At 58.4% G+C, this 18611-nt stretch carries 18 protein-coding genes; 9 read left to right on the top strand and 9 right to left on the bottom strand.

All coding sequences use genetic code 11. The features are described from left to right. Positions 1-9: 9 nt before the first annotated feature. Genes rsmA through lptG form a run of 5 tightly spaced genes read right to left on the bottom strand, consistent with a single transcriptional unit; the run spans position 10 to position 6344 of the window. Entirely contained in the window at positions 10-852 is an 843-nt protein-coding gene (gene rsmA / locus AC2FIT_RS01020) for a 16S rRNA (adenine(1518)-N(6)/adenine(1519)-N(6))-dimethyltransferase RsmA (RefSeq protein WP_496825808.1), read from the bottom strand. Next, positions 849-1841, bottom strand: coding sequence for a 4-hydroxythreonine-4-phosphate dehydrogenase PdxA (pdxA, locus tag AC2FIT_RS01015; protein WP_496825806.1), 993 nt, complete (start codon positions 1839-1841; stop codon positions 849-851). Before pdxA ends, rsmA begins: the two co-directional genes overlap by 4 nt. Then, entirely contained in the window at positions 1838-3091 is a 1254-nt protein-coding gene (locus AC2FIT_RS01010) for a peptidylprolyl isomerase (RefSeq protein WP_496825804.1), read from the bottom strand. Before AC2FIT_RS01010 ends, pdxA begins: the two co-directional genes overlap by 4 nt. Further along, positions 3082-5244 carry an LPS-assembly protein LptD gene (locus AC2FIT_RS01005; protein WP_496825802.1) on the bottom strand — a complete coding sequence of 721 codons (2163 nt, stop codon included), beginning with the start codon at positions 5242-5244 and terminating at the stop codon, positions 3082-3084. The genes AC2FIT_RS01010 and AC2FIT_RS01005 overlap by 10 nt, the downstream gene beginning before the upstream one ends. Beyond that, positions 5244-6344, bottom strand: a complete 1101-nt coding sequence (gene lptG / locus AC2FIT_RS01000; protein WP_496825800.1) for an LPS export ABC transporter permease LptG — start codon at positions 6342-6344, stop codon at positions 5244-5246. Before lptG ends, AC2FIT_RS01005 begins: the two co-directional genes overlap by 1 nt. A 239-nt stretch (positions 6345-6583) precedes the next feature. On the opposite strand from lptG, the gene AC2FIT_RS00995 reads away from it, so the two are divergent. The 3 genes from AC2FIT_RS00995 to AC2FIT_RS00985 are packed head-to-tail and all read left to right on the top strand — an operon-like array spanning position 6584 to position 9597. Beyond that, a complete protein-coding gene (locus tag AC2FIT_RS00995; protein ID WP_496825798.1) occupies positions 6584-8050 on the top strand; it encodes a leucyl aminopeptidase in 1467 nt (488 codons plus the stop codon). A 4-nt stretch (positions 8051-8054) separates the two neighbouring features. Further along, entirely contained in the window at positions 8055-8513 is a 459-nt protein-coding gene (locus AC2FIT_RS00990; RefSeq protein ID WP_496825796.1) for a DNA polymerase III subunit chi, read from the top strand. A gap of 37 nt (positions 8514-8550) precedes the next feature. Further along, positions 8551-9597: an aldo/keto reductase gene (locus tag AC2FIT_RS00985; protein ID WP_496825794.1), complete on the top strand. Its 1047-nt coding sequence runs from the start codon at positions 8551-8553 to the stop codon at positions 9595-9597. A gap of 64 nt (positions 9598-9661) precedes the next feature. Here AC2FIT_RS00985 and AC2FIT_RS00980 read toward each other — a convergent pair whose 3' ends face one another. Continuing rightward, on the bottom strand, positions 9662-10648 hold the full coding sequence (locus tag AC2FIT_RS00980) for a GlxA family transcriptional regulator (protein ID WP_496825792.1): 987 nt from the start codon (positions 10646-10648) through the stop codon (positions 9662-9664). A 132-nt stretch (positions 10649-10780) separates the two neighbouring features. Between AC2FIT_RS00980 and bcoG the strand changes: the two genes are divergently transcribed. The 3 genes from bcoG to AC2FIT_RS00965 are packed head-to-tail and all read left to right on the top strand — an operon-like array spanning position 10781 to position 13953. Beyond that, entirely contained in the window at positions 10781-11692 is a 912-nt protein-coding gene (gene bcoG, locus AC2FIT_RS00975) for a 3-dehydrocarnitine:acetyl-CoA trimethylamine transferase BcoG (RefSeq protein ID WP_496825790.1), read from the top strand. 39 nt (positions 11693-11731) lie between these two features. After that, positions 11732-13198, top strand: a complete 1467-nt coding sequence (locus AC2FIT_RS00970; protein WP_496825788.1) for a carnitine 3-dehydrogenase — start codon at positions 11732-11734, stop codon at positions 13196-13198. After that, on the top strand, positions 13195-13953 hold the full coding sequence (locus AC2FIT_RS00965; protein WP_496825786.1) for an SDR family oxidoreductase: 759 nt from the start codon (positions 13195-13197) through the stop codon (positions 13951-13953). Before AC2FIT_RS00970 ends, AC2FIT_RS00965 begins: the two co-directional genes overlap by 4 nt. Positions 13954-13959: 6 nt before the next feature. On the opposite strand, the gene AC2FIT_RS00960 is transcribed toward AC2FIT_RS00965, so the two are convergent. Both AC2FIT_RS00960 and AC2FIT_RS00955 read right to left on the bottom strand, forming a co-directional pair. Further along, complete coding sequence (locus AC2FIT_RS00960; RefSeq protein ID WP_224889171.1) at positions 13960-14142, bottom strand: hypothetical protein; 183 nt, start codon at positions 14140-14142, stop codon at positions 13960-13962. Between the two features lie 82 nt (positions 14143-14224). Continuing rightward, complete coding sequence (locus AC2FIT_RS00955; RefSeq protein ID WP_496825784.1) at positions 14225-15091, bottom strand: helix-turn-helix domain-containing protein; 867 nt, start codon at positions 15089-15091, stop codon at positions 14225-14227. Positions 15092-15198: 107 nt separating this feature from the next. Between AC2FIT_RS00955 and AC2FIT_RS00950 the strand changes: the two genes are divergently transcribed. From AC2FIT_RS00950 to AC2FIT_RS00940, 3 genes are read left to right on the top strand one after another with little or no spacing between them, the layout of a single operon-like run. Continuing rightward, positions 15199-15402: a DUF2061 domain-containing protein gene (locus tag AC2FIT_RS00950; RefSeq protein ID WP_496826480.1), complete on the top strand. Its 204-nt coding sequence runs from the start codon at positions 15199-15201 to the stop codon at positions 15400-15402. Beyond that, on the top strand, positions 15395-16279 hold the full coding sequence (locus AC2FIT_RS00945) for a fatty acid desaturase (protein ID WP_496825782.1): 885 nt from the start codon (positions 15395-15397) through the stop codon (positions 16277-16279). The genes AC2FIT_RS00950 and AC2FIT_RS00945 overlap by 8 nt, the downstream gene beginning before the upstream one ends. A gap of 21 nt (positions 16280-16300) precedes the next feature. Further along, the gene (locus AC2FIT_RS00940; protein WP_496825780.1) at positions 16301-17203 is read left to right on the top strand and encodes an EamA family transporter; all 903 of its coding nucleotides are present in this window, start codon (positions 16301-16303) and stop codon (positions 17201-17203) included. On the opposite strand, the gene AC2FIT_RS00935 is transcribed toward AC2FIT_RS00940, so the two are convergent. Next, a complete protein-coding gene (locus AC2FIT_RS00935; RefSeq protein ID WP_496825778.1) occupies positions 17200-18555 on the bottom strand; it encodes a DEAD/DEAH box helicase in 1356 nt (451 codons plus the stop codon). The two genes, AC2FIT_RS00940 and AC2FIT_RS00935, sit on opposite strands and share 4 nt — an antisense overlap. Positions 18556-18611 lie beyond the last annotated feature (56 nt).

Here is an 18611-nt window from a genome sequence, read left to right as displayed (position 1 = left end):
CGTTTCTGCCTAGCCTTTATGAATTTCACGGGCCAATGCGCAGAAAGCTTCAAGTGGGACCTGCTCGGCGCGCTGTGTCGGCTTGATTCCCGCAGCCAGAAGCCGGTCTTCGATATCAGGCGCAACGCCTTTCAGCGAGGCTCGCAGCATTTTGCGCCGCTGATTAAAGGCGGCTGCAACGACACGTGACAATGTGGCCGCGTCTGCGGGAAAGCGCGGCTCGGGCAGTGCGGTCAGGTGAACAACGGCGCTGGATACCTTGGGTGGCGGGGTAAACGCGCCGGGGGGCAGAGACATGGCAATCCGTGCCTCGGCCCGCCACTGAGCAAGGATGGCAAGGCGGCCATAGGCTTTGCTGCCGGGTTGGGCGACGATACGTTCAGCGACCTCACGCTGGAACATCAGCGTCAGGCTCTGCCAAAAAGGTGGCCATTGCGGTGGGGTCAACCAGCGGACCAGCAACTCGGTCCCTACGTTGTAAGGCAGGTTGGCCGCGACGCGGATTGGTTGGGTCAGGTGATTAAGAGGGTCGATTTCCAGAGCGTCGCCGTTGATCACTTCAAGCCGCCCGGGATAGGCTGCTGCAATGTCGTTTAGGGCCGCGATACAGCGCGTATCCTTTTCCACTGCAACGACCTTTCGGGCGCCCTCAGAAAGCAGCCCGCGTGTCAAACCACCAGGGCCGGGACCGATTTCCAAGACGTCGCACGCGCTGAGATCTCCTGCTTGGCGCGCGATTTTGGCGGTCAGGTTCAGGTCCAGCAGAAAGTTTTGGCCCAGCGATTTGCGTGCCGAAAGCTGGTGTTTTGCGATGACCTCGCGCAGTGGGGGAAGATTGTCGATTGCGCTCATGACTTGGATGCCGACGTACTGAGTATTGAGCTGTGCGCCATCCGCTGTGCAAGCTTAAGAGCCTCGATCAGACTGGTGGGGGTAGCAATACCCTGTCCGGCGATATCAAGTGCGGTGCCATGGTCGGGTGAGGTGCGGATAAAAGGTAAACCAAGCGTCACGTTCACGCCCTTGTCGAAATCCAGCGTTTTGATAGGGATGAGCGCCTGATCATGATACATCGCTATCGCTGCGTCATGGCGGGCGCGGGCGGCGGCATGAAACATCGTATCCGCCGGGTGTGGGCCGGTGACGGTAAAATCCTTCGTAGGCAGATCAGTGATTAGGTTTGCGATCCAGTCCACTTCCTCGGACCCTATTTTACCACCTTCGCCCGCATGCGGGTTGAGCCCGGCAACGGCAATCCGGGGGTGTGCGATGCCAAAATTGCGTCGTAGTCCCTCAGCGGTAATCAAGATGGTTTCGGTCAGCAACTCGGGGGTCAGCGCCGAGGGCACTTCGGACAGTGGGATGTGGATGGTTGCTGGCACCACACGCAACTGATCGCTGGCCAGCATCATGACAACACGGTCCCGGCCTGCAAGTGCGGCCAGAAACTCGGTATGTCCGGGATAGCCAAAACCAGCGCCGTCAATCAGGGCTTTCTTGTGAATCGGCGCCGTACAAAGCGCCGACGCAGCACCCGCTTGTACCAGTGACACGCCCTGCTCAATCGCGGCAACCACCGATGGCGCGTTCGCTGGGTCGGGTTCCCCGGACACATTGGGCGCGGGAAAGTCCAGTTGAAGAACCGGCAGGGCGGTGGCGCAGATATCTTTCGCCTCGGACGGGTGTGAAATGCGCGCAACTCGTGTCGCAGGCGGCAAATGCTCTGCATCACCGATGTAAAAGAAGGGGCAGCTGTCGCGCAAAGTCGACCACGCCCTTGCTGCTATTTCCGGCCCAATTCCCGCTGGTTCCCCGCAGCTGAGCGCAATCGGCGCTGTCATTGTTCGACGATGTTTGCTTCTGCACGCAGCTGGGCTAGCAGGCTTTCTGCAAAAGCCGCAAGCCGCTGTTGAGTCAGTGCGTTGGCGACGTCGGTGCGCGACGTGTCCTCGCCCAGTTCGCGGGTGCGGGTACAGAGCATCAGGAACAATAGCGTTTGACCATTATTGCGTGTCAGCGCGGTCGAGACCTCGTTCAGATCGAGCTTTGCAAGCTCAAGCGCTATGTCACGCGGAATTTCGCTGGGGCTGGCCTGGATGCGTTGTAGAACTTCGGGCGGCTGACCCTGCGCGACGCCGTAGAGGTCGTCGCATGTGTCAATGTCCTCGCGGAGCCTTGCAGCCCTTGCCAGAGTTTCGGCGCTGCGGCCACCGGGCAAATTGTAAATCGCGTAGTCGATCTCGGAAAAACGGGTCGTCCCGGCGGCCACTTCGCGGATGCCGCGCATCTGGAACAGGGCGATGGCGTTGGGCAGTGACAATGGCTGCGTAATATCGCCGTCTTTCAGCCCCAGCACGACTGGCTGCAGCGCAGGAGGAAGGTCAGACAGGTTCAACCAATCCAGACGCCCGCCGTTGTCCCGCGTGGCCGCCGCCGAATACTGCGTTGCCGCCGATGAAAACGTATCAAAACCCTGCAACTGGGAAATTTCCTGCGCCAAAAGCTCGGCCTGCGCTACGGTTTGCGGATTAACCGGGATGATGATTTCGGACAGCAGTACTTGCAAACCGCCGCCACCAGCTTCACCAAGGGCGCGGTTGATCTCTTCCTCGCTTGGGCGCGCTTGTGACAGGAAACGCGCGCTGACATAGTCGCGCCAGGAAAGCTGATCTGCAACAAAATCACGTACAGTTTCGCGATCGACCCCTTCATCAGCCAGCAATTGCAGGAACTGGTCGGTCGATAACTGTCCCCGCGCGGCGAATTCGTCGATGCCAAGCTCGATGTCTTCGGGGGCGGCTTCAATACCGGCCTCGCGCATGACTTGGCGGCGTAACCTGTCGTCGATCAGGGCGTCGCGCACTTCATCCTCGGTCGCGCCCGGGGCGCCAAGTGCAATCAACATCTGCTGCCGCTGTGTCAGCTCATACCAGGTGATAATGTCCTGGTTGACCTTGATTGCCGGCGAAAACGGGCTTTGTGCGTTCACCTGCGGTGATGCCAAAGCAAGCATTGCCCCGACAAGGGCAGGGGCGACCGGACGAAGCCAACCGGAGCGGAGGAAACTGGTGAAACCTGAAATCAACTGCATCTTCTCTTGTATTGTTGGCCGCCACTTTTGACGGAGTAACCCGTCAAGGCTACGGTAAACCCGAATTCGGTCGAAGGCTCAATACTTGACGACGAAGTAAATCGCCTGCTGACGTTCATGTTAACCTGCACACATTCGTTCCGATACGTCACACCAAGCCCATAACGGATCGGTTCGGATTCGCTAAGGTCATACTGCGCCGAGGCCCGTGTGTTCCAGTTCTGATCTACCCTGTAACGCCCCGTCAGCCGGATTTCAGAGATCTCGTCGTCCACATTTTCGTCCGGGTCGGGCTCTTGCCAGACATAGCTGCCTGTGGCGCCCACAGTCTGTTGTTGCCAGCCCGCACGCAGTTCAGCCTTGGCAAAGCTGAAATCCCCATTCAAAAGGCCGCGGCCGGCAAAGGTCCAGCCATTGGCCGTGCTAAGCTGTCCCGCCAACAGCAGGTCCGAGGACGTGCCCTGCAAACCCGATGTCAGGTTGAAATTCGGGTCGGCATCTGCGCGAAACACCTGACCGATCGTGACCAGCGCGCGCCAGTTCCCGGCTGTATAGCGCGACCAATTTACGCCGAATACACCTGTAAGCCCGTCCTCGCGCCGATCCGGGGCGGGAAATCGGGACAGGGACAAAAGATTGCCCTGATCAAATTCTTGAAAAGTGCTTTCGTCGTTTGGAATATCTTCGTCGGACACATGGGTCCAGCCGATCTGGGCAATCGGTTCCAGGACTTGCGTCGCGCCCGAGCTCTCTTGCTTGCGAAGCGGATAGCGCAGTGTCAGTGCAGCGCGCGGCGTAGTTCGGGTGACGTTGTTGGGGAACTCGCTGTCATTGCGAATATCGAACCTATCAATTGATGCGCCCAGGCGCGCTTCGACCCGCAGACCGGTCGTGAACGTCCAGTTGCGCAGCCATTCGGCATCAACGGTGGCACGGGCGACGTCACGCCCGATAATATCCTCGTCACTGGTCCGCTCATGAGTGTGGGCAATAAAGCCCAGCCGCACCTCGCCGCCGACAGAGGTCGGGAACAAGCGCTTTTGGTAGTAGAGATCAAACACTCGCGACGGGATTTCATCCTGATCTTCGCTGTCACGCAGTGTTTTGTAGTGGATAAAGCTGGTGCGAAATGCAGTGTCGCGTTTGATCCGCTCCAGCGCGATCTCACTGCGCAGGCGGTCAAGGTCGGGCAGGCCGTAGTCAGCCAGATAAGCGTCGTCTGACGTGGTCTTGATGTTGAAAAGGAAACGGTATCCGTTCAGGACATTGAACCAACCGTTGGCAAACAGGTATCCGCGATCCTCGTCCGGTTGCAGATCGTCACGTGTATAGGCGCCTTCAAGCTGAATGCGACCTTTCTTGAAAGCCTGACGGTAGCGCAGCCCCAGGGTTTTAGTCTTGGATGAAACATACGGGGTTAGCGTAAGGTCCCTGTGATCACCCAGTTTAATGAAATACGGCACCTGCAGGCCCGTTCCCAGTTGCGAGGTGGTGCGCACCGAGGGCACCAAAAACCCTGTCGCGCGCTCCAACGTCGGGTCAGGCAGTCGCAGATAGGGAAAATAGAACACTGGCAGGTCCAAAACACGGAATTGCGCGCCTTCAAAGTACAGTTGCCGTTCCAGTTGATCATGCGTCACTTTCCGGGCTCGGATCTGCCAAATTGGCGGTCGCCCGTTGGCGCAGACGTGACATGAGGTGGCCGATACCTTGCTGAATTGCGTATACCGGCCCCCAGCACGGGCCGCCTGAACTGACGCGATCTGAACCTGCTGGTCGAACACCATTCGCGCGCCAATCAGCAGACCGTTCTGAATACCGTCATCCAATTCACCCGAATCCGCCAGCAGCGTTGTCTCTCCGGCCTCGTCGATACGGATCGGTCCCTCCAGTTTAAGCGCACCGCTTTCTCGGTCATAGGTGATGCGTTCAGCAGTGATTTTGACGTCACCCTGAAAGGCTTCGACGTTTCCTTCAGCCACCAAAACACGATCCGGCGTGATGAAAACCTTGTCCGCCACAAGCAGGGCGGGCTGGTCTTCCTGCTGTGTATCCTGCGCCAGGTTGGCTGATGACTGGGTTTGTGCGGCGGTCACTGCTGGCAGGGCCAGAGCGACGGCACCGGACAGCAAAAGGCTGGATATGAGCCGCATCAGCCGTCCTCCGCATGAAGCAGAAGACCGAGAGACAGAAGTATGGCTGCAAAGGGCGGTGCCCAGGCTGCGACTAAGATTGGCAATTGACCGTTTTCCCCGAGTATTTGGGCAAAATTGCGAACAAAGTAGATGGCAAAACCCAGCAGAACGGCAGACAACACCGCAATCCCCGTGCCGCCAAAGCGAACATGGCGCATGGTAAAGGCTGCGCCGATCATGACCATTGCCATCAGAAACAGAGGCCGCGCAAGTTCGACCTGTAGCCAAACCTCGTATTGTTTGGTGGAAAACCCGGCCTCTTTGAGGTCGCGGATAAGCTGGGGCAGATCATATATCGAAATCAGACCCTGTTGGCTTAGCGTGTCCAGAATTCGCTGTCGGGTGAGTGTGGTGGGGATTTCGATCTGCTCGTGTACTTCGGCGGCGCCCTCAGGATTTACGTCATCTGCCAACGACCAGATCTTTGCGTTTGACAGAACCCACGAGTCGCTCGACAAGCGTGCTTTGTCGGCAATGATTTGTTGCGTCGGTTTTCCATCCGGCGAGAAGGTGATGATTGTGACCCGGGTGAGTTCAAGCGCGTCCGAAGCAGTCGTGCCGCGCGCGTGGATGACGGACTGCCCTTTTGCCGACCCCTGACGCAACCACACGCCTTCTCGGGTGATGGAAAGGGCGGAGTCGTCCTTGTTCTTGTAGGCTCCAGAAAGACGCCAGTATTCTTCGGAGGTGGCGGCTGAGATTGGGTTCAGCAGCGCGACAGCCATTGCGCCGATGATCAGCGCCAGCGCCACCGGGGCAAACAAAGCACGGATACCTGACCGCCCAATGGCACGTGTCACCACTAGTTCCGAGCTGCGCGCCATACCAATAAAAAGCGCGATTGTAGCCAGAATAACCAGCAGCGGCAGCATCTCGTTAATGGCTGCTGGTGTATTCAGAAGTGTTAGATGCAGCAGTTTGCCGAACGACAGATTCTCAGAATTGAACCGACGGGCTTGCTCGACCAGGTCGATCAGAATCATCAGCGTAAGAAAAATACCGCCGATAACCAGAAAGCTTTGTAAGAAACGGCGAGCGAAATAACGATCGAGGATCACGGCCGAGCCTCCCACCCGCGAAGGTCGATGTGGGAACAGAGGCATATGTGGCTATAGCCGCAATCGCCTACGCAGATGCGCTTCGGCATATGCCTGCCCTGTTTCGCCAATTCACTGTTCCTCGATCCGGTCGGTTTTTTTCCGGACTGTAATGCAATTGGCGGGCGGGGAAAACTGCTATCTGGTCAAGATGCTTAGCGCGGGCTAGGTCTTGGTGAACAGAATCTGAGGAGCTTGCGATGAGCAGTCTTGTACCGATCCGGTTTCAACCTTTCGACGCGGACCTAATGACACAGGCCGAGGGCAGGGTCGCCATTATCATTCCGGCCGATGGCAAGATGAGCCCCGCAGTGCGCCGTGCTAACCGCCTGACTCGTGGCGCGGTGGCGCGACTGGTTGAAAGCGACCGGTTTGAAAAGGTCAAGACTGGCGACGTGATCTCGCTGGCTTGGCCCGGCGGCATGGCTGCCGAAGCGCTGGATATCGTGGTCTTGCCGCGCCGCCCCGACGCGGACGAGGCGCGAAAGGCCGGTGCGGCGTTGGCAAAGCTGGCAGGCGGCAAGGACATCCTTGTGATGGCAGGCAACCAGGTTCGAGCGGAAGAGCTTGCTATGGGGATCGCGCTTCGCAGCTATGCGTTTGATGCGCATAAGACCAAGGACACGGACGAAGGCGGCTCTGTCATGATCAGCCACCAGAAGTCTGACGAAGTCGAAGCCGCCTTTGCTCCGCTCTACGCCGTGGCCGATGGTGTACGGATGACGCGTGATCTGACCAACGAACCGGCCAACGTTCTGACCACCACCGAATTCGCTGCGCGTTTGGTTGAGATGAAAGAGCTGGGGCTTGAGGTCGAGGTTCTGGAAGAGGACAAGCTGGCTGAGCTTGGTATGCGCACGCTCCTAAGCGTCGGGCAGGGATCGGTCAGCCCATCGAAGGTTGTTGTGATGCAGTGGAACGGTGGCGACAAGGATGATGCGCCGCTGGCCTTGGTCGGAAAAGGCGTTGTCTTTGACACCGGTGGTATCTCGCTGAAGCCAGCGGGCGGCATGGAAGATATGACGATGGATATGGGCGGTGCCGGGGTCGTTGCTGGCGCCATGCGGGCGCTGGCCAAACGCAAGGCCAAGGCCAATGTCGTGGGTCTGGTCGGTCTGGTCGAGAATATGCCATCCGGCAATGCCACGCGCCCCGGTGACGTGGTCAAGTCGATGAAGGGCGACACGGTCGAGATCATCAACACCGACGCTGAAGGTCGTTTGGTTCTGTGCGACGTGATGTGGTACGCTCAAGAGCGATTCAAGCCTGTGGGCATGATCGACCTTGCCACCCTGACCGGCGCGATCATCATCGGTTTGGGGCATGAGAATGCGGGTGTCTTCTCGAACAACGATACGTTCTGCGATGCCTTCCTGAAATCGGCCAAGGCCGAGGATGAAGGCGCGTGGCGGATGCCCCTAGGCGATGCCTATGACAAACAGTTGAAATCGCGCATCGCTGATATGAAGAACGTCGGTGGGCGCCCGGCAGGCTCGATCACTGCAGCGCAGTTCCTGCAGCGTTTCGTAAAAGAGGAAACGCCGTGGATTCATCTGGATATCGCGGGTGTGGCCTCGGTATCGTCAGAAACGTCCTACGCACCCAAAGGGGCAACCGGTTGGGGTGTTCGCGCGCTCAGCCGCCTTGTGGAGGATCACTTCGAGTAAACAGATGGGCGCCGTCTATTTCTACCACCTGACACGACAGCCTTTGGAAGCAACACTGCCGGTGTTGCTGGACAAGGCACGTCAGGCCGGATGGAAGATTGCCGTGCGGGGTACTGATCCCGCGCGGATGGACTGGTTGGATGAAAAGCTGTGGCTGGGACCGGAAGATGGGTTCTTGCCACATGGCCGCGCGGGTGGTCCGCATGATGCGGCGCAGCCCATATTGCTGACGACTGAACCAGAGGCCGCGAATGATCCGGCTTGTGTGATGGCAGTAGACGGCGCGCTTGTGGATGCGGATGAAGTATCCGCGTTGGAACGGGTTTGCATCCTGTTCGATGGCAATGATGATCACGCCGTTCAGCATGCGCGCGGTCAGTGGAAAGCGCTGACAGCCGCAGGCTGCGCGGCGCAATACTGGTCCGAGGAAACGGGCCGTTGGGAAAAAAAGGCCGAAGCATAACGCTCTGGCACCGAAAGACTTCTCAGGAGAGAGACAGATGGAAATGAAGCCTTTGGGCCGCACGGGAATCATGGTGTCAGACCTGTGCCTGGGTACGATGACATTCGGCACGCAGACATCCGAGGCAGATGGGCATACCCAGATCGAACTGGCGCTTGACGCCGGGATCAATTTCGTGGACGCGGCTGAGATGTATCCGGTGAACCCGATCTCGAAAGAAACCGTGGGCCGGACCGAAGAGATTCTGGGCAATTGGAATGCGGCAAACCCGTCGCGCCGGGGGAATTACATTCTGGCGACCAAGCATTCTGGAGCGGGGTTTGCCCACGCCCGCGACGGTGCGCCCATTTCCGGGCAGACGATCCCCGAGGCAATCGAGGGCTCTCTGCGGCGGCTACAGACAGACTGCATTGATCTGTACCAGTTTCACTGGCCCAACCGGGGCAGCTATATGTTCCGGCAAAACTGGAACTATGCCCCGTCGGGACACAATACGAATGAAGTTCTGGACAACATGCAAGAATGCCTTGAGGCGTTGCAGGCGCAGGTTGACAAGGGCAACATCCGTGCCTTTGGGTTGTCCAACGAAAGCGCGTGGGGCACTGCGCAATGGCTGCGGATTGCCGAGCAGATGGGCGCTCCGCGGGTCGCCTCGGTACAGAACGAGTATTCGCTGCTTTGCCGTCATTTCGATACGGATATGGCCGAGCTGAGCGTGCATGAGGATGTCGGTCTGCTGGCCTTTTCACCACTGGGCGCGGGCTTTTTGACCGGCAAGTATCAGGGTGGGGCGGTGCCTGACGGCTCACGCATGTCCCTGGTGGCTGAGATGGGCGGACGTAACAGCCCACGCGTGTTTCAGGCCGTAGCCGCGTATCTGGAGATCGCCGAGCGCCACAAGTTGGACCCGATCCACATGGCCCTGGCCTGGTGCCGCACACGGCCTTTCATGATGTCCGCGATTTTTGGCGCGACGTCAGTGGCGCAGTTGGAGCATATTCTGGCAGGCAAGGATCTTCGGCTATCTGCTGAGGTGATGGCCGAGATCGGTCAGGCCCATCGCGCGCATCCAATGCCATTCTAGCGGCGTTGCCCGCCAAGCCCCGCCCGACCGTCTCATTGAATTTGGCTGGGCGGGCAGAGCCAGATCAGTGGTGGGGTGCTTGCGTTCTTTCCTGCCTCAGGTCACGGGCCGACAGGCCGTGGGCTGTGCGGAAGGCCCGTGCAAAGCTGGATTGTGAGGCAAAGCCCGTTGCCAGCGCCACGTCCATCAAAGGCATGTCTGTGTCGGTAACCAGACGGCGGGCTTCGGCCAGGCGCAGTTGCAAATAGTGATCTTGCGGCGTGGTATTAAGGCGCAGGCGGAACTGTTGCTGCAAAGTGCGGGGACTGGTGGCAAGCGCCTCGGCGATATCGACCAGTGGGAGAGGTTCATCGAGAGAGGCCTCCATGAGTGCATTCGCCTTAGCTGTCAGCGCCGTATGACGGTGCGGCGCACCGGTGCGGCTTTGCGGTTTCGTCGGTTCGGGCGCACCGTCATAGAGGAAGAGGCCGGAAACACGTGCGGCAAAACCCGCGCCGTGGCGCGCGGCAATAATGTGCAGCATCATCTCAACCGCTGGGATCGCACCGCCCGAGGTCAGGCGATTAGCCGAGACCGTGAACCGGTCGGGTCGTACGTCAACCTCAGGGAAGCGGGCGGCAAAATTTGCCAGGTCTTCCCAATGCGTGGTCGCGGCGTGGCCGTCCAAAAGCCCCGCCTCGGCCAGCAGCCAGGGGCCACCGTCGATCCCCGCCATCGTTGCCCCGGTTTTTGCGATTCGGCGCAGGCCAGCCAGCAAACTGGGCGTCGCGTGACGGGCCAGTTGGAACCCGGCCAGAACGATCATCAGGTCGCAACCCTGCAGCCGTGCCAAAGGGATGCCCGGCACGCTCAGCGCGCTGGTCAGCATGGCCGGTTCCGCCTTGGCGGTCACATAGTCCCAGTCGAAGGCCGGGCGATCTGCCAGTCGGTTGGCTGCACGCATCGGGTCTACTGCCGACGCAAAACTCAGCGTGTTGCATTCATCCAGCACCAGCACCGCTGTTTTCAGGGCGCGATGTTCGGGCTGCAATATGTTTTTCGCGGATTTCATCAAGTTCGATTCGCATTCTGGCAAGTGTTTTCCCAAGGCTGCGTCAAAGTCGGGGGCGAACGCAAATCGGAATCCGGGGAGAAGCCTGGGGAAAACTCAGGGCAAAACCGGGTATAAACTGGGGAGAACACAATGCCTCTGGAAATGAACCGCGACGTCTTTATCACTTGCGCCGTGACAGGCTCGGGCGGAACGCAGGATCGCAGCCCGCATGTACCACGTTCACCGAAGCAAATCGCCGAAAGCGCGATCGCCGCGGCAAAAGCCGGGGCGGCGGTGGTCCATTGCCACGTGCGCGACCCCGAGACCGGCGCGCCCAGCCGCCGGTTGGACTTGTACCGCGAAGTCACGGAACGAATTCGTGAGGCCGAGGTCGACGTCGTTCTCAACCTGACCGCAGGGATGGGCGGAGACATGGTGTTTGGCCCGACCGAGCAGCCCTTGCCCCTGCGCGAAGACGGGACGGATATGATTGGCGCGGCAGCACGGGTTGAGCACGTGGCGCAGTGCCTGCCCGAGATCTGCACGCTGGACTGCGGCACCATGAACTTTGCTGAGGCAGACTACGTCATGACCAACACGCCGGGCATGTTGCAGGCGATGGGGCGTATGATGACGCATCTGGGCGTAAAGCCTGAGATCGAGGCCTTTGACACCGGTCATCTGTGGTATGCAAAGCAACTGGTAAAAGATGGCGTGCTGGACAGCCCGGCGCTTGTTCAGCTTTGCATGGGAGTGCCGTGGGGCGCGCCAGACGACCTGAACACCTTTATGGCAATGGTCAACAACGTGCCGGATGATTGGACGTTCAGCGCGTTTGCTCTGGGCCGCAACCAGATGGCCTATGTCGCGGCGGCGGTTCTGGCAGGCGGCAACGTCCGCGTTGGTCTCGAAGATAACCTTTGGCTCGACAAGGGCGTGCTGGCCGAGAACTGGCAGTTGGTCGAACGCGCTGGAACTATCATTGAGAATATGGGCGCGCGCGTGATCGGGCCGCAAGACGTGCGTGAGAAGCTGGGGCTGACCAAGCGGGCACCAGTTTAGATAGCAGGCTGAATCTCGCCCAAGGAATGGAATAAAGACATGACAAAAACAGCAGCAATCATCGGTGGCGGCGTAATCGGCGGCGGATGGGCCGCGCGCTTTCTGCTGAACGGGTGGGACGTGCGGGTCTTTGATCCGGACACTGAGGCCGAGCGCAAGATTGGCGAGGTTCTGGACAACGCGCGACGGTCCCTGCCGGGGTTAAGCGACGTACCGCTGCCCTCCGAAGGCGCACTGACCTTCCATGATGAAATGGCTGAGGCGGTACAGGGGGCTACTTGGATACAGGAAAGTGTGCCAGAGCGGCTGGACCTTAAGTTAAGGGTTTACAAAGACTTACAGGAGGCTTGTGATCCTGGTGCGATCATCGGATCCTCGACCAGCGGGTTCAGACCGTCCGAGCTTCAAGAAGGCGCGCTGCGGCCTGAGCAGATTGTCGTGACGCACCCGTTCAACCCGGTCTACCTTCTACCCCTCATTGAGCTGGTGCCCACGGAAAAGAACCCGCGCGAATTGGTAGAACGTGCACAGGATTTGTTGAAATCGGTGGGGTTCTTCCCGCTGCACATCAGGAAAGAAATTGATGCGCATATCGCTGACCGCTTCCTTGAAGCGGTCTGGCGTGAGGCGTTGTGGCTGGTCAAAGACGGTATCGCCACGACTGAAGAGGTGGACGAGGCGATCCGTATGGGCTTTGGCATTCGCTGGGCGCAGATGGGTCTGTTCGAAACCTATCGCGTGGCGGGTGGCGAGGCCGGGATGCGGCATTTCATGGCGCAGTTCGGCCCGGCGCTGAAATGGCCCTGGACCAAGCTGATGGATGTGCCCGAATTCACCGATGAATTGGTCGACTTGATTGCCGAACAATCCGATGCGCAATCAGGCATGCACTCGATCCGTGAGTTGGAGCGCATTCGCGACAACAACCTTGTCAGCATGATGCGCGCGCTGAAGGTGCAAAACTATGGTGCGGGGGCTGTGTTGAACCAACACGATGCGCGGCTCAAACCCGGTGCTTTGCCAACGCTTGAACAAGCCGACTTGACCCAGCCGATCCTGACCCTATCCCGTGCGGTGCCGTTGGATTGGACCGACTACAACGGCCATATGAACGAGGCGAAGTATCTTGAGGCGTTCGCCGCCGCGACGGACCGTTTCATGGAGATTATCGGGTGCGATATGGACTATATCGCATCGGGCGGCAGCTACTTTACGGCCGAAAACCACATCCGATATATCGACGAAGTGCAAGCAGGGGCCAGGATTCAAATACGCACCCAGATGTTGCTGGGGCAGGGCAAGAAACTGCACGTTTTTCACAGAATGTATGAGGGCGAAAAGCTGCTGGCAACGGGCGAAAGCTTTTTGCTGCATGTCAGTCTGGAAACACGTCGCCCCAGTGCGCCTTCGCCCGAGATCGAAGCCGCAATGGCGCAGATTGCTGAGGCGCAGGCCGGACTCCCGTACCCCGAGGGAGCGGGGGCCGCGATCCGTAAACCGGCATGAGTCGGCGTGTTCTTATCACGGCTGGCGCTTCGGGCGTCGGTCGCGCCATGGCCGAGGCGTTTGATGCGGCGGGATACGATGTCTGGATCACAGACATAGATGCAGCCGCGCTGCAATCCGTGCCCGAACACTGGACGGCGCGTAGAGCTGATGCTTCGAATGAAACCGACATGAGTGCAGTCTTTCAGTCCATTGGTGCCAAGGGCGGATTAGATGCTTTGTGCGCTAATGCCGGAATTGCCGGACCAACCGCTGCCGTCGAGGATGTTGACTTGAGCGATTGGCGATCCTGCATCTCGGTCAATCTGGACGGCGCTTTTCTGGCGGCAAAATACGCCGCGCCTTTGATGAAGGCGACACAAACGGGCAGCGTTATCCTTACGTCCTCAACTGCTGGTCAGTATGGCTATCCATACCGCTCGCCCTATGCTGCAGCGAAATGGGCCGTGATTGGGTTGATGAAGACCTTGGCAATGGAACTTGGCCCGCACGGCATCCGCGCCAATGCGATCTGTCCCGGCGCGGTGGAAGGGCCGCGGATGGAAGGTGTTCTGCAACGTGAGGCCGCTGCCAAGGGCATGACCCGCGACCAGGTGTATGCAGGGTATGCCGCGGGCACGTCGATGGGCAGATTTGTCGAGGGCCGCGACATTGCCAATATGGCTGTTTTCCTCGCCTCAGATTCGGCGCGGCTGATATCGGGTCAGGTCATCGCCGTGGACGGCCATACTGTGAATCCCGACCCGAAAATCTAGGTGGCGTCAGCCCTGGTTGGGACCGCGAAACTGGCGAATGGTCTGGCGGACCGCCTGCCAGTCTTTTGCTTCTTGTACATTCCCGGCGGCTTCGCATTCGCGCATTCTTTGCGCGGCTTCCGCCTCGGCCTGGTCACCATGAGCAGTATATAGGGCCCGTGCGTATTGTGCGGTTTGTAGTGCGTCCATTCCTGTCGTCCTCCGTCTGTGATCGGATTACCCGAAGACTCGCGCCGATGGACGATAGCATAGGTTTCGCGTTGACGCATCTTTAAGGGTCAGAAATTGCGGAACGGAGACGCCTCAGGTGCTCTGGGAAGTCGCGCGCCGTCAGATCAGCTTCGCGCACCAAGCGGTCGAAATGGCGAGTAAAAGTTTCAATCCGGTCGCGGTCACGAAAAGCCATATAGTGGCTGCCAGCATAAAATACGCATAGAAGCGGACCAAAAATCGTAACCGGTGCAGAGTAAAGCCGTTTCGCATCAAACAGATAAATTCGTAGCCGCGGATAGAGCTGCTCACAGATATCAAGCAGGTGGTCAATCTGGTCCCGCCGGATTTTGGGGCACAATCCCTCATAATACCCGGTGGCGTCTACAAAGCTGTCGATTTCATAGAGGGGCATCGCGATTTCATAATCCGACTGAGCACTACGCATCCATGTCAGGCGATCGGCTGAAGCTCCGATCGCTTGATTGGCAGTTCGGCCCAGGTGTGGTGCGTATTCCCACTCTAACACGGCGCGCGTTTTTAACATGTCCGGCAAAGTTGCTGGAACATAACGAATTTTGTAGCCCGCGGCCTCTTGGTGCCATTCGAAGATGCGTTCGTCCACCAGCGCCCGAGGGGCCTCGGTCATGGTTAGCGAACTAGCTAAAAGTTCCGCCGCGCTTTCCGGTCGGTCTGATAGACTCAAAAGCCAGTCCGCGGAAACCCCAAGGGCCGAGGCGCAGCTTCCAACCACATGGGCGTTCGGAAGTCGCGCGCCCTCATCCGTCAATAATTGTGAGACGGTCGAACGATCCACGCCGATTTGACGGGCAACGGCGCTTTGGCTCACTTGACGCTCTTCCATTGCGCGGGCGAGGCGCTGTCGGAACTGTGCCGCACGGTATCGTTTGTCTATTTTACTCTGCATACGCTTCAAAATATCACAATTGATGAATTTTGTTAATCATATTCAGAATTTTCAACGTATGTGGTGTTCCGTTATTTTGGAGACATAACAACAATATGGGTGACGGAATGGAAACACGACGAAGATCTGTCGTGAAAGCTGTCCTGTGGAATGCCATGGGATTGGTCGTGATGACGCTGGTGGGGCTTGTCGCCACCGGCTCGGCGGTTGTCGGGGGAGCGCTGGCGGTTGTGAATACTGCAATTGGCCTGACACTCTACGTTATTTATGAGCGTGTCTGGGCCGGGATTACGTGGGGCCGCAATGTCTAGGCCCGCATCGCCTGAATGGGGCACCCTTGGCCTGATCTTTGCGTGCTATGGCGCTTGGTTGGCTGTGATCTTCCTTCTGCCAGTATGGGCGGCGATCCCTGCGATGGCGCTGGTCGCAGCGCTACACTCTTCACTGACGCATGAGGCACTGCACGGCCACCCGTTCCGCAGCAGATGGTTGAACGAGGCGTTGATGGCGCTGCCGCTAACGCTTTTCATCCCATACCAAAGATTCCGCGATCTACACTTGGCGCATCATCGCGACGAAACCTTGACCGACCCCTATGACGACCCAGAATCGAACTATCTGGACCCCAAAGTCTGGATATCATTGCGGCCTTGGCAAAAGCGGATGCTAAGCGTGAACAACACGCTGTTGGGCCGCATTGTGTTGGGCCCAGCGATCGGACAGGTCATGTTTGTACGGGATGAGGGGCGAAGAGTACTGCGCGGAGACAGTAAAATCCTGCGGGCCTGGGCGGTTCACTTGTTTGGTGTTTCGGCGGTTCTTTGGGTTGTGTCGCAGTCATTAATGCCTATTTGGGCCTATCTACTCTCGGCCTATTTTGGCCTCGGCCTTGTGAAAATCCGCACCTTTTTGGAACACCGCGCGCATGAGGATACAAGCGCTCGTACGGTGATTATAGAAGACCGCGGACTTCTGGCTTTTCTGTTCTTGAACAATAACCTGCACGTCGTTCATCACATGAATCCCCGCGCGCCATGGTATCGGCTTCCTGCGTTGTACCGTGCAGATAAAGATCGGTATCTGACCAGTAACCAAGCCTATGTCTATCGGTCGTATTCCGAGATTATCAGGACATACCTTTGGCGGGCGAAGGACCCGGTGGCGCATCCGCTCTGGTCAAAAGAGTGATTTAGCGACACAAGGAGCCCTATGAGTTTATGGGTTCCCGTCACCATCGCTGCCGCCTCGTTTCAAACAGTGCGGTTCATGCTTCAGAAATCGCTGAGCACCGTAAAGCTGACGGCGGCCGGGGCGACATTCGCCAGATTTGCGTATTCTTTACCGCTTGCGGTTATGGCGCTGACCATTGCACTGCTTGTAACCGGGTACAGCCTGCCACCGTTGACCGCTTGGTTCTGGCTGTACGCAATGGTCGGTGGCACCGCGCAAATCCTGGCGACGATCTGCGTAGTTGCCCTGTTCAAGCAGCGTAACTTTGCCGTGGGAATCACCTTCAAGAAAACTGAAGTGATTCAAACCGCAATTGTTGGGTTTTTGGTGTTAGGCGACCAAATCTCGAACGGGGCGCTTTTGGCGATCATACTGGGGCTCGCCGCAGTGTTGCTGTTGTCGAAAAGCCCCGAAGGCGGTGGGGCCTGGTGGAAACACCTATCCAACCGCGCATCCCGCTTGGGGTTGGGATCAGGGGTCTTGTTTGCATTTTCTTCGGTCGGCTATCGCGGCGCATCGCTGGAGTTGGGGGACATCGATGCTTGGTTCCGCGCCTTGATCACCTTGGCGTTCGTCGTCACGTTCCAGTTTATCAGCATGGGGCTTTGGCTTTTGTGGCGCGACCGGGCCGAACTTATCGCTGTGTGGCAGACACGAAGCACGGGCGTGTTTGTTGGCCTGACCAGCCTGTGCGGGTCGTTCTGCTGGTTCTTCGCCTTCACGCTGCAAAACGCGGCCTACGTCAAGGCATTAGGGCAGGTCGAGCTTATCTTCAGCTTGCTCGCCTCGATCCTGTTTTTTCATGAGACGATCACCCGGCGCGAGATCGCCGGGATGACGTTGCTTGGTGTCTCTATTCTGGCGCTGGTGCTGGCGATCTAGCCCGTGCGGCGCTCATCAAAGCTGAGGGCGATGAAACTCGGCAGATGATCGCCCATGCCCACGACGCTCGAGCCATTGTCGTCACGCCGGCCACGCCCTCTGGGCTCTTTGTCCTTTTTGCGGTCGGTCTTTTTGCTTTCGCTCTTTTTAACGTCCGAAGATTTGCTTTTTCTCTCTGGCTTCTCGGCCGGCTTCGGTTCGTCCTTGACTGGATTGTCGAGCCGCGGGATGTCCTTTTGGATCAGCTTTTCAATTGCATCCAAAGCCTTTTCATCGCGGCCCGTGCAGATCGTGATCGCTTTGCCATCGCGTCCGGCGCGGCCGGTACGGCCGATACGGTGGACGTAATCCTCGGCATGGCTGGGAACGTCGAAGTTGAACACGTGGCTTACCGAAGGGACATCCAGCCCGCGCGCGGCGACGTCTGATGCCACCAATAGGCGTAGCGACCCGTCACGGAACCCATCCAGTGTCTTCGTTCGCTGCGATTGATCTAGGTCACCATGAATCGCGGCGGCGTCATAGCCATATTTCTTCAGCGATTTCGCGCAAATATCCACATCTGTCTTGCGATTGCAAAAGATGATCGCATTTGTGCACTTGTCGCCTTCGGCATCGATCAGAGCACGCAAAACCTTGCGCTTAGCACTGGCCTCACGGTCGCGTCGTCCGCCCTTGAACATCACCACGCCTTGCTCAATCGTTTCCGAGGCCGTGGCCTGACGCGCAACTTCGACCCGGGCGGGGGCGGACAGGAAAGTGTCAGTGATCCGCTCAATCTCTGAGGCCATGGTGGCCGAGAAGAACAGGGTCTGGCGGGTGAACGGTGTCAGCGAGAAGATGCGTTCGATATCAGGGATAAACCCCATATCCAGCATCCTGTCGGCCTCGTCCACCACCATGATTTGAACGCCGGTCAGCAACAGCTTACCGCGCTCAAAATGGTCCAGCAGTCGGCCCGGGGTTGCGATCAGGACATCAACACCGCGATCAATTAGGGCGTCTTGTTCCTTGAAGCTGACACCACCGATCAGCAGCGCCTTGGTCAGTTTAAGATGTTTTGAATATGTATCGAAATTCTCGGCCACCTGTGCGGCCAACTCGCGAGTCGGGCACAGCACCAGCGACCGAGGCATCCGCGCGCGCGCACGACCGCGCGCCAGCAAGGTGATCATTGGCAGAGTGAAACTGGCAGTTTTGCCGGTCCCGGTCTGGGCGATACCCAGCACATCGCGCCCCTCCAAAGCAGGCGGTATCGCGCCTTCCTGAATCGGGGTGGGGGTTTCGTATCCAGCTTCCTCAATGGCTTTGAGGACCTTGGGGTTCAGGTTCAGTTCGTTAAACTTTGTCATGTATGTCCGGTTTTTGCGGACACTAGACCTGGCCCGCGCGTCAAAGGTGTGCCGGG

This window comes from Ruegeria sp. YTSA135 (assembly GCF_059610165.1).
The sequence above is the reverse complement of the archived record's forward strand: the minus strand, read 5'-3'. Positions and strand labels throughout refer to the sequence as shown.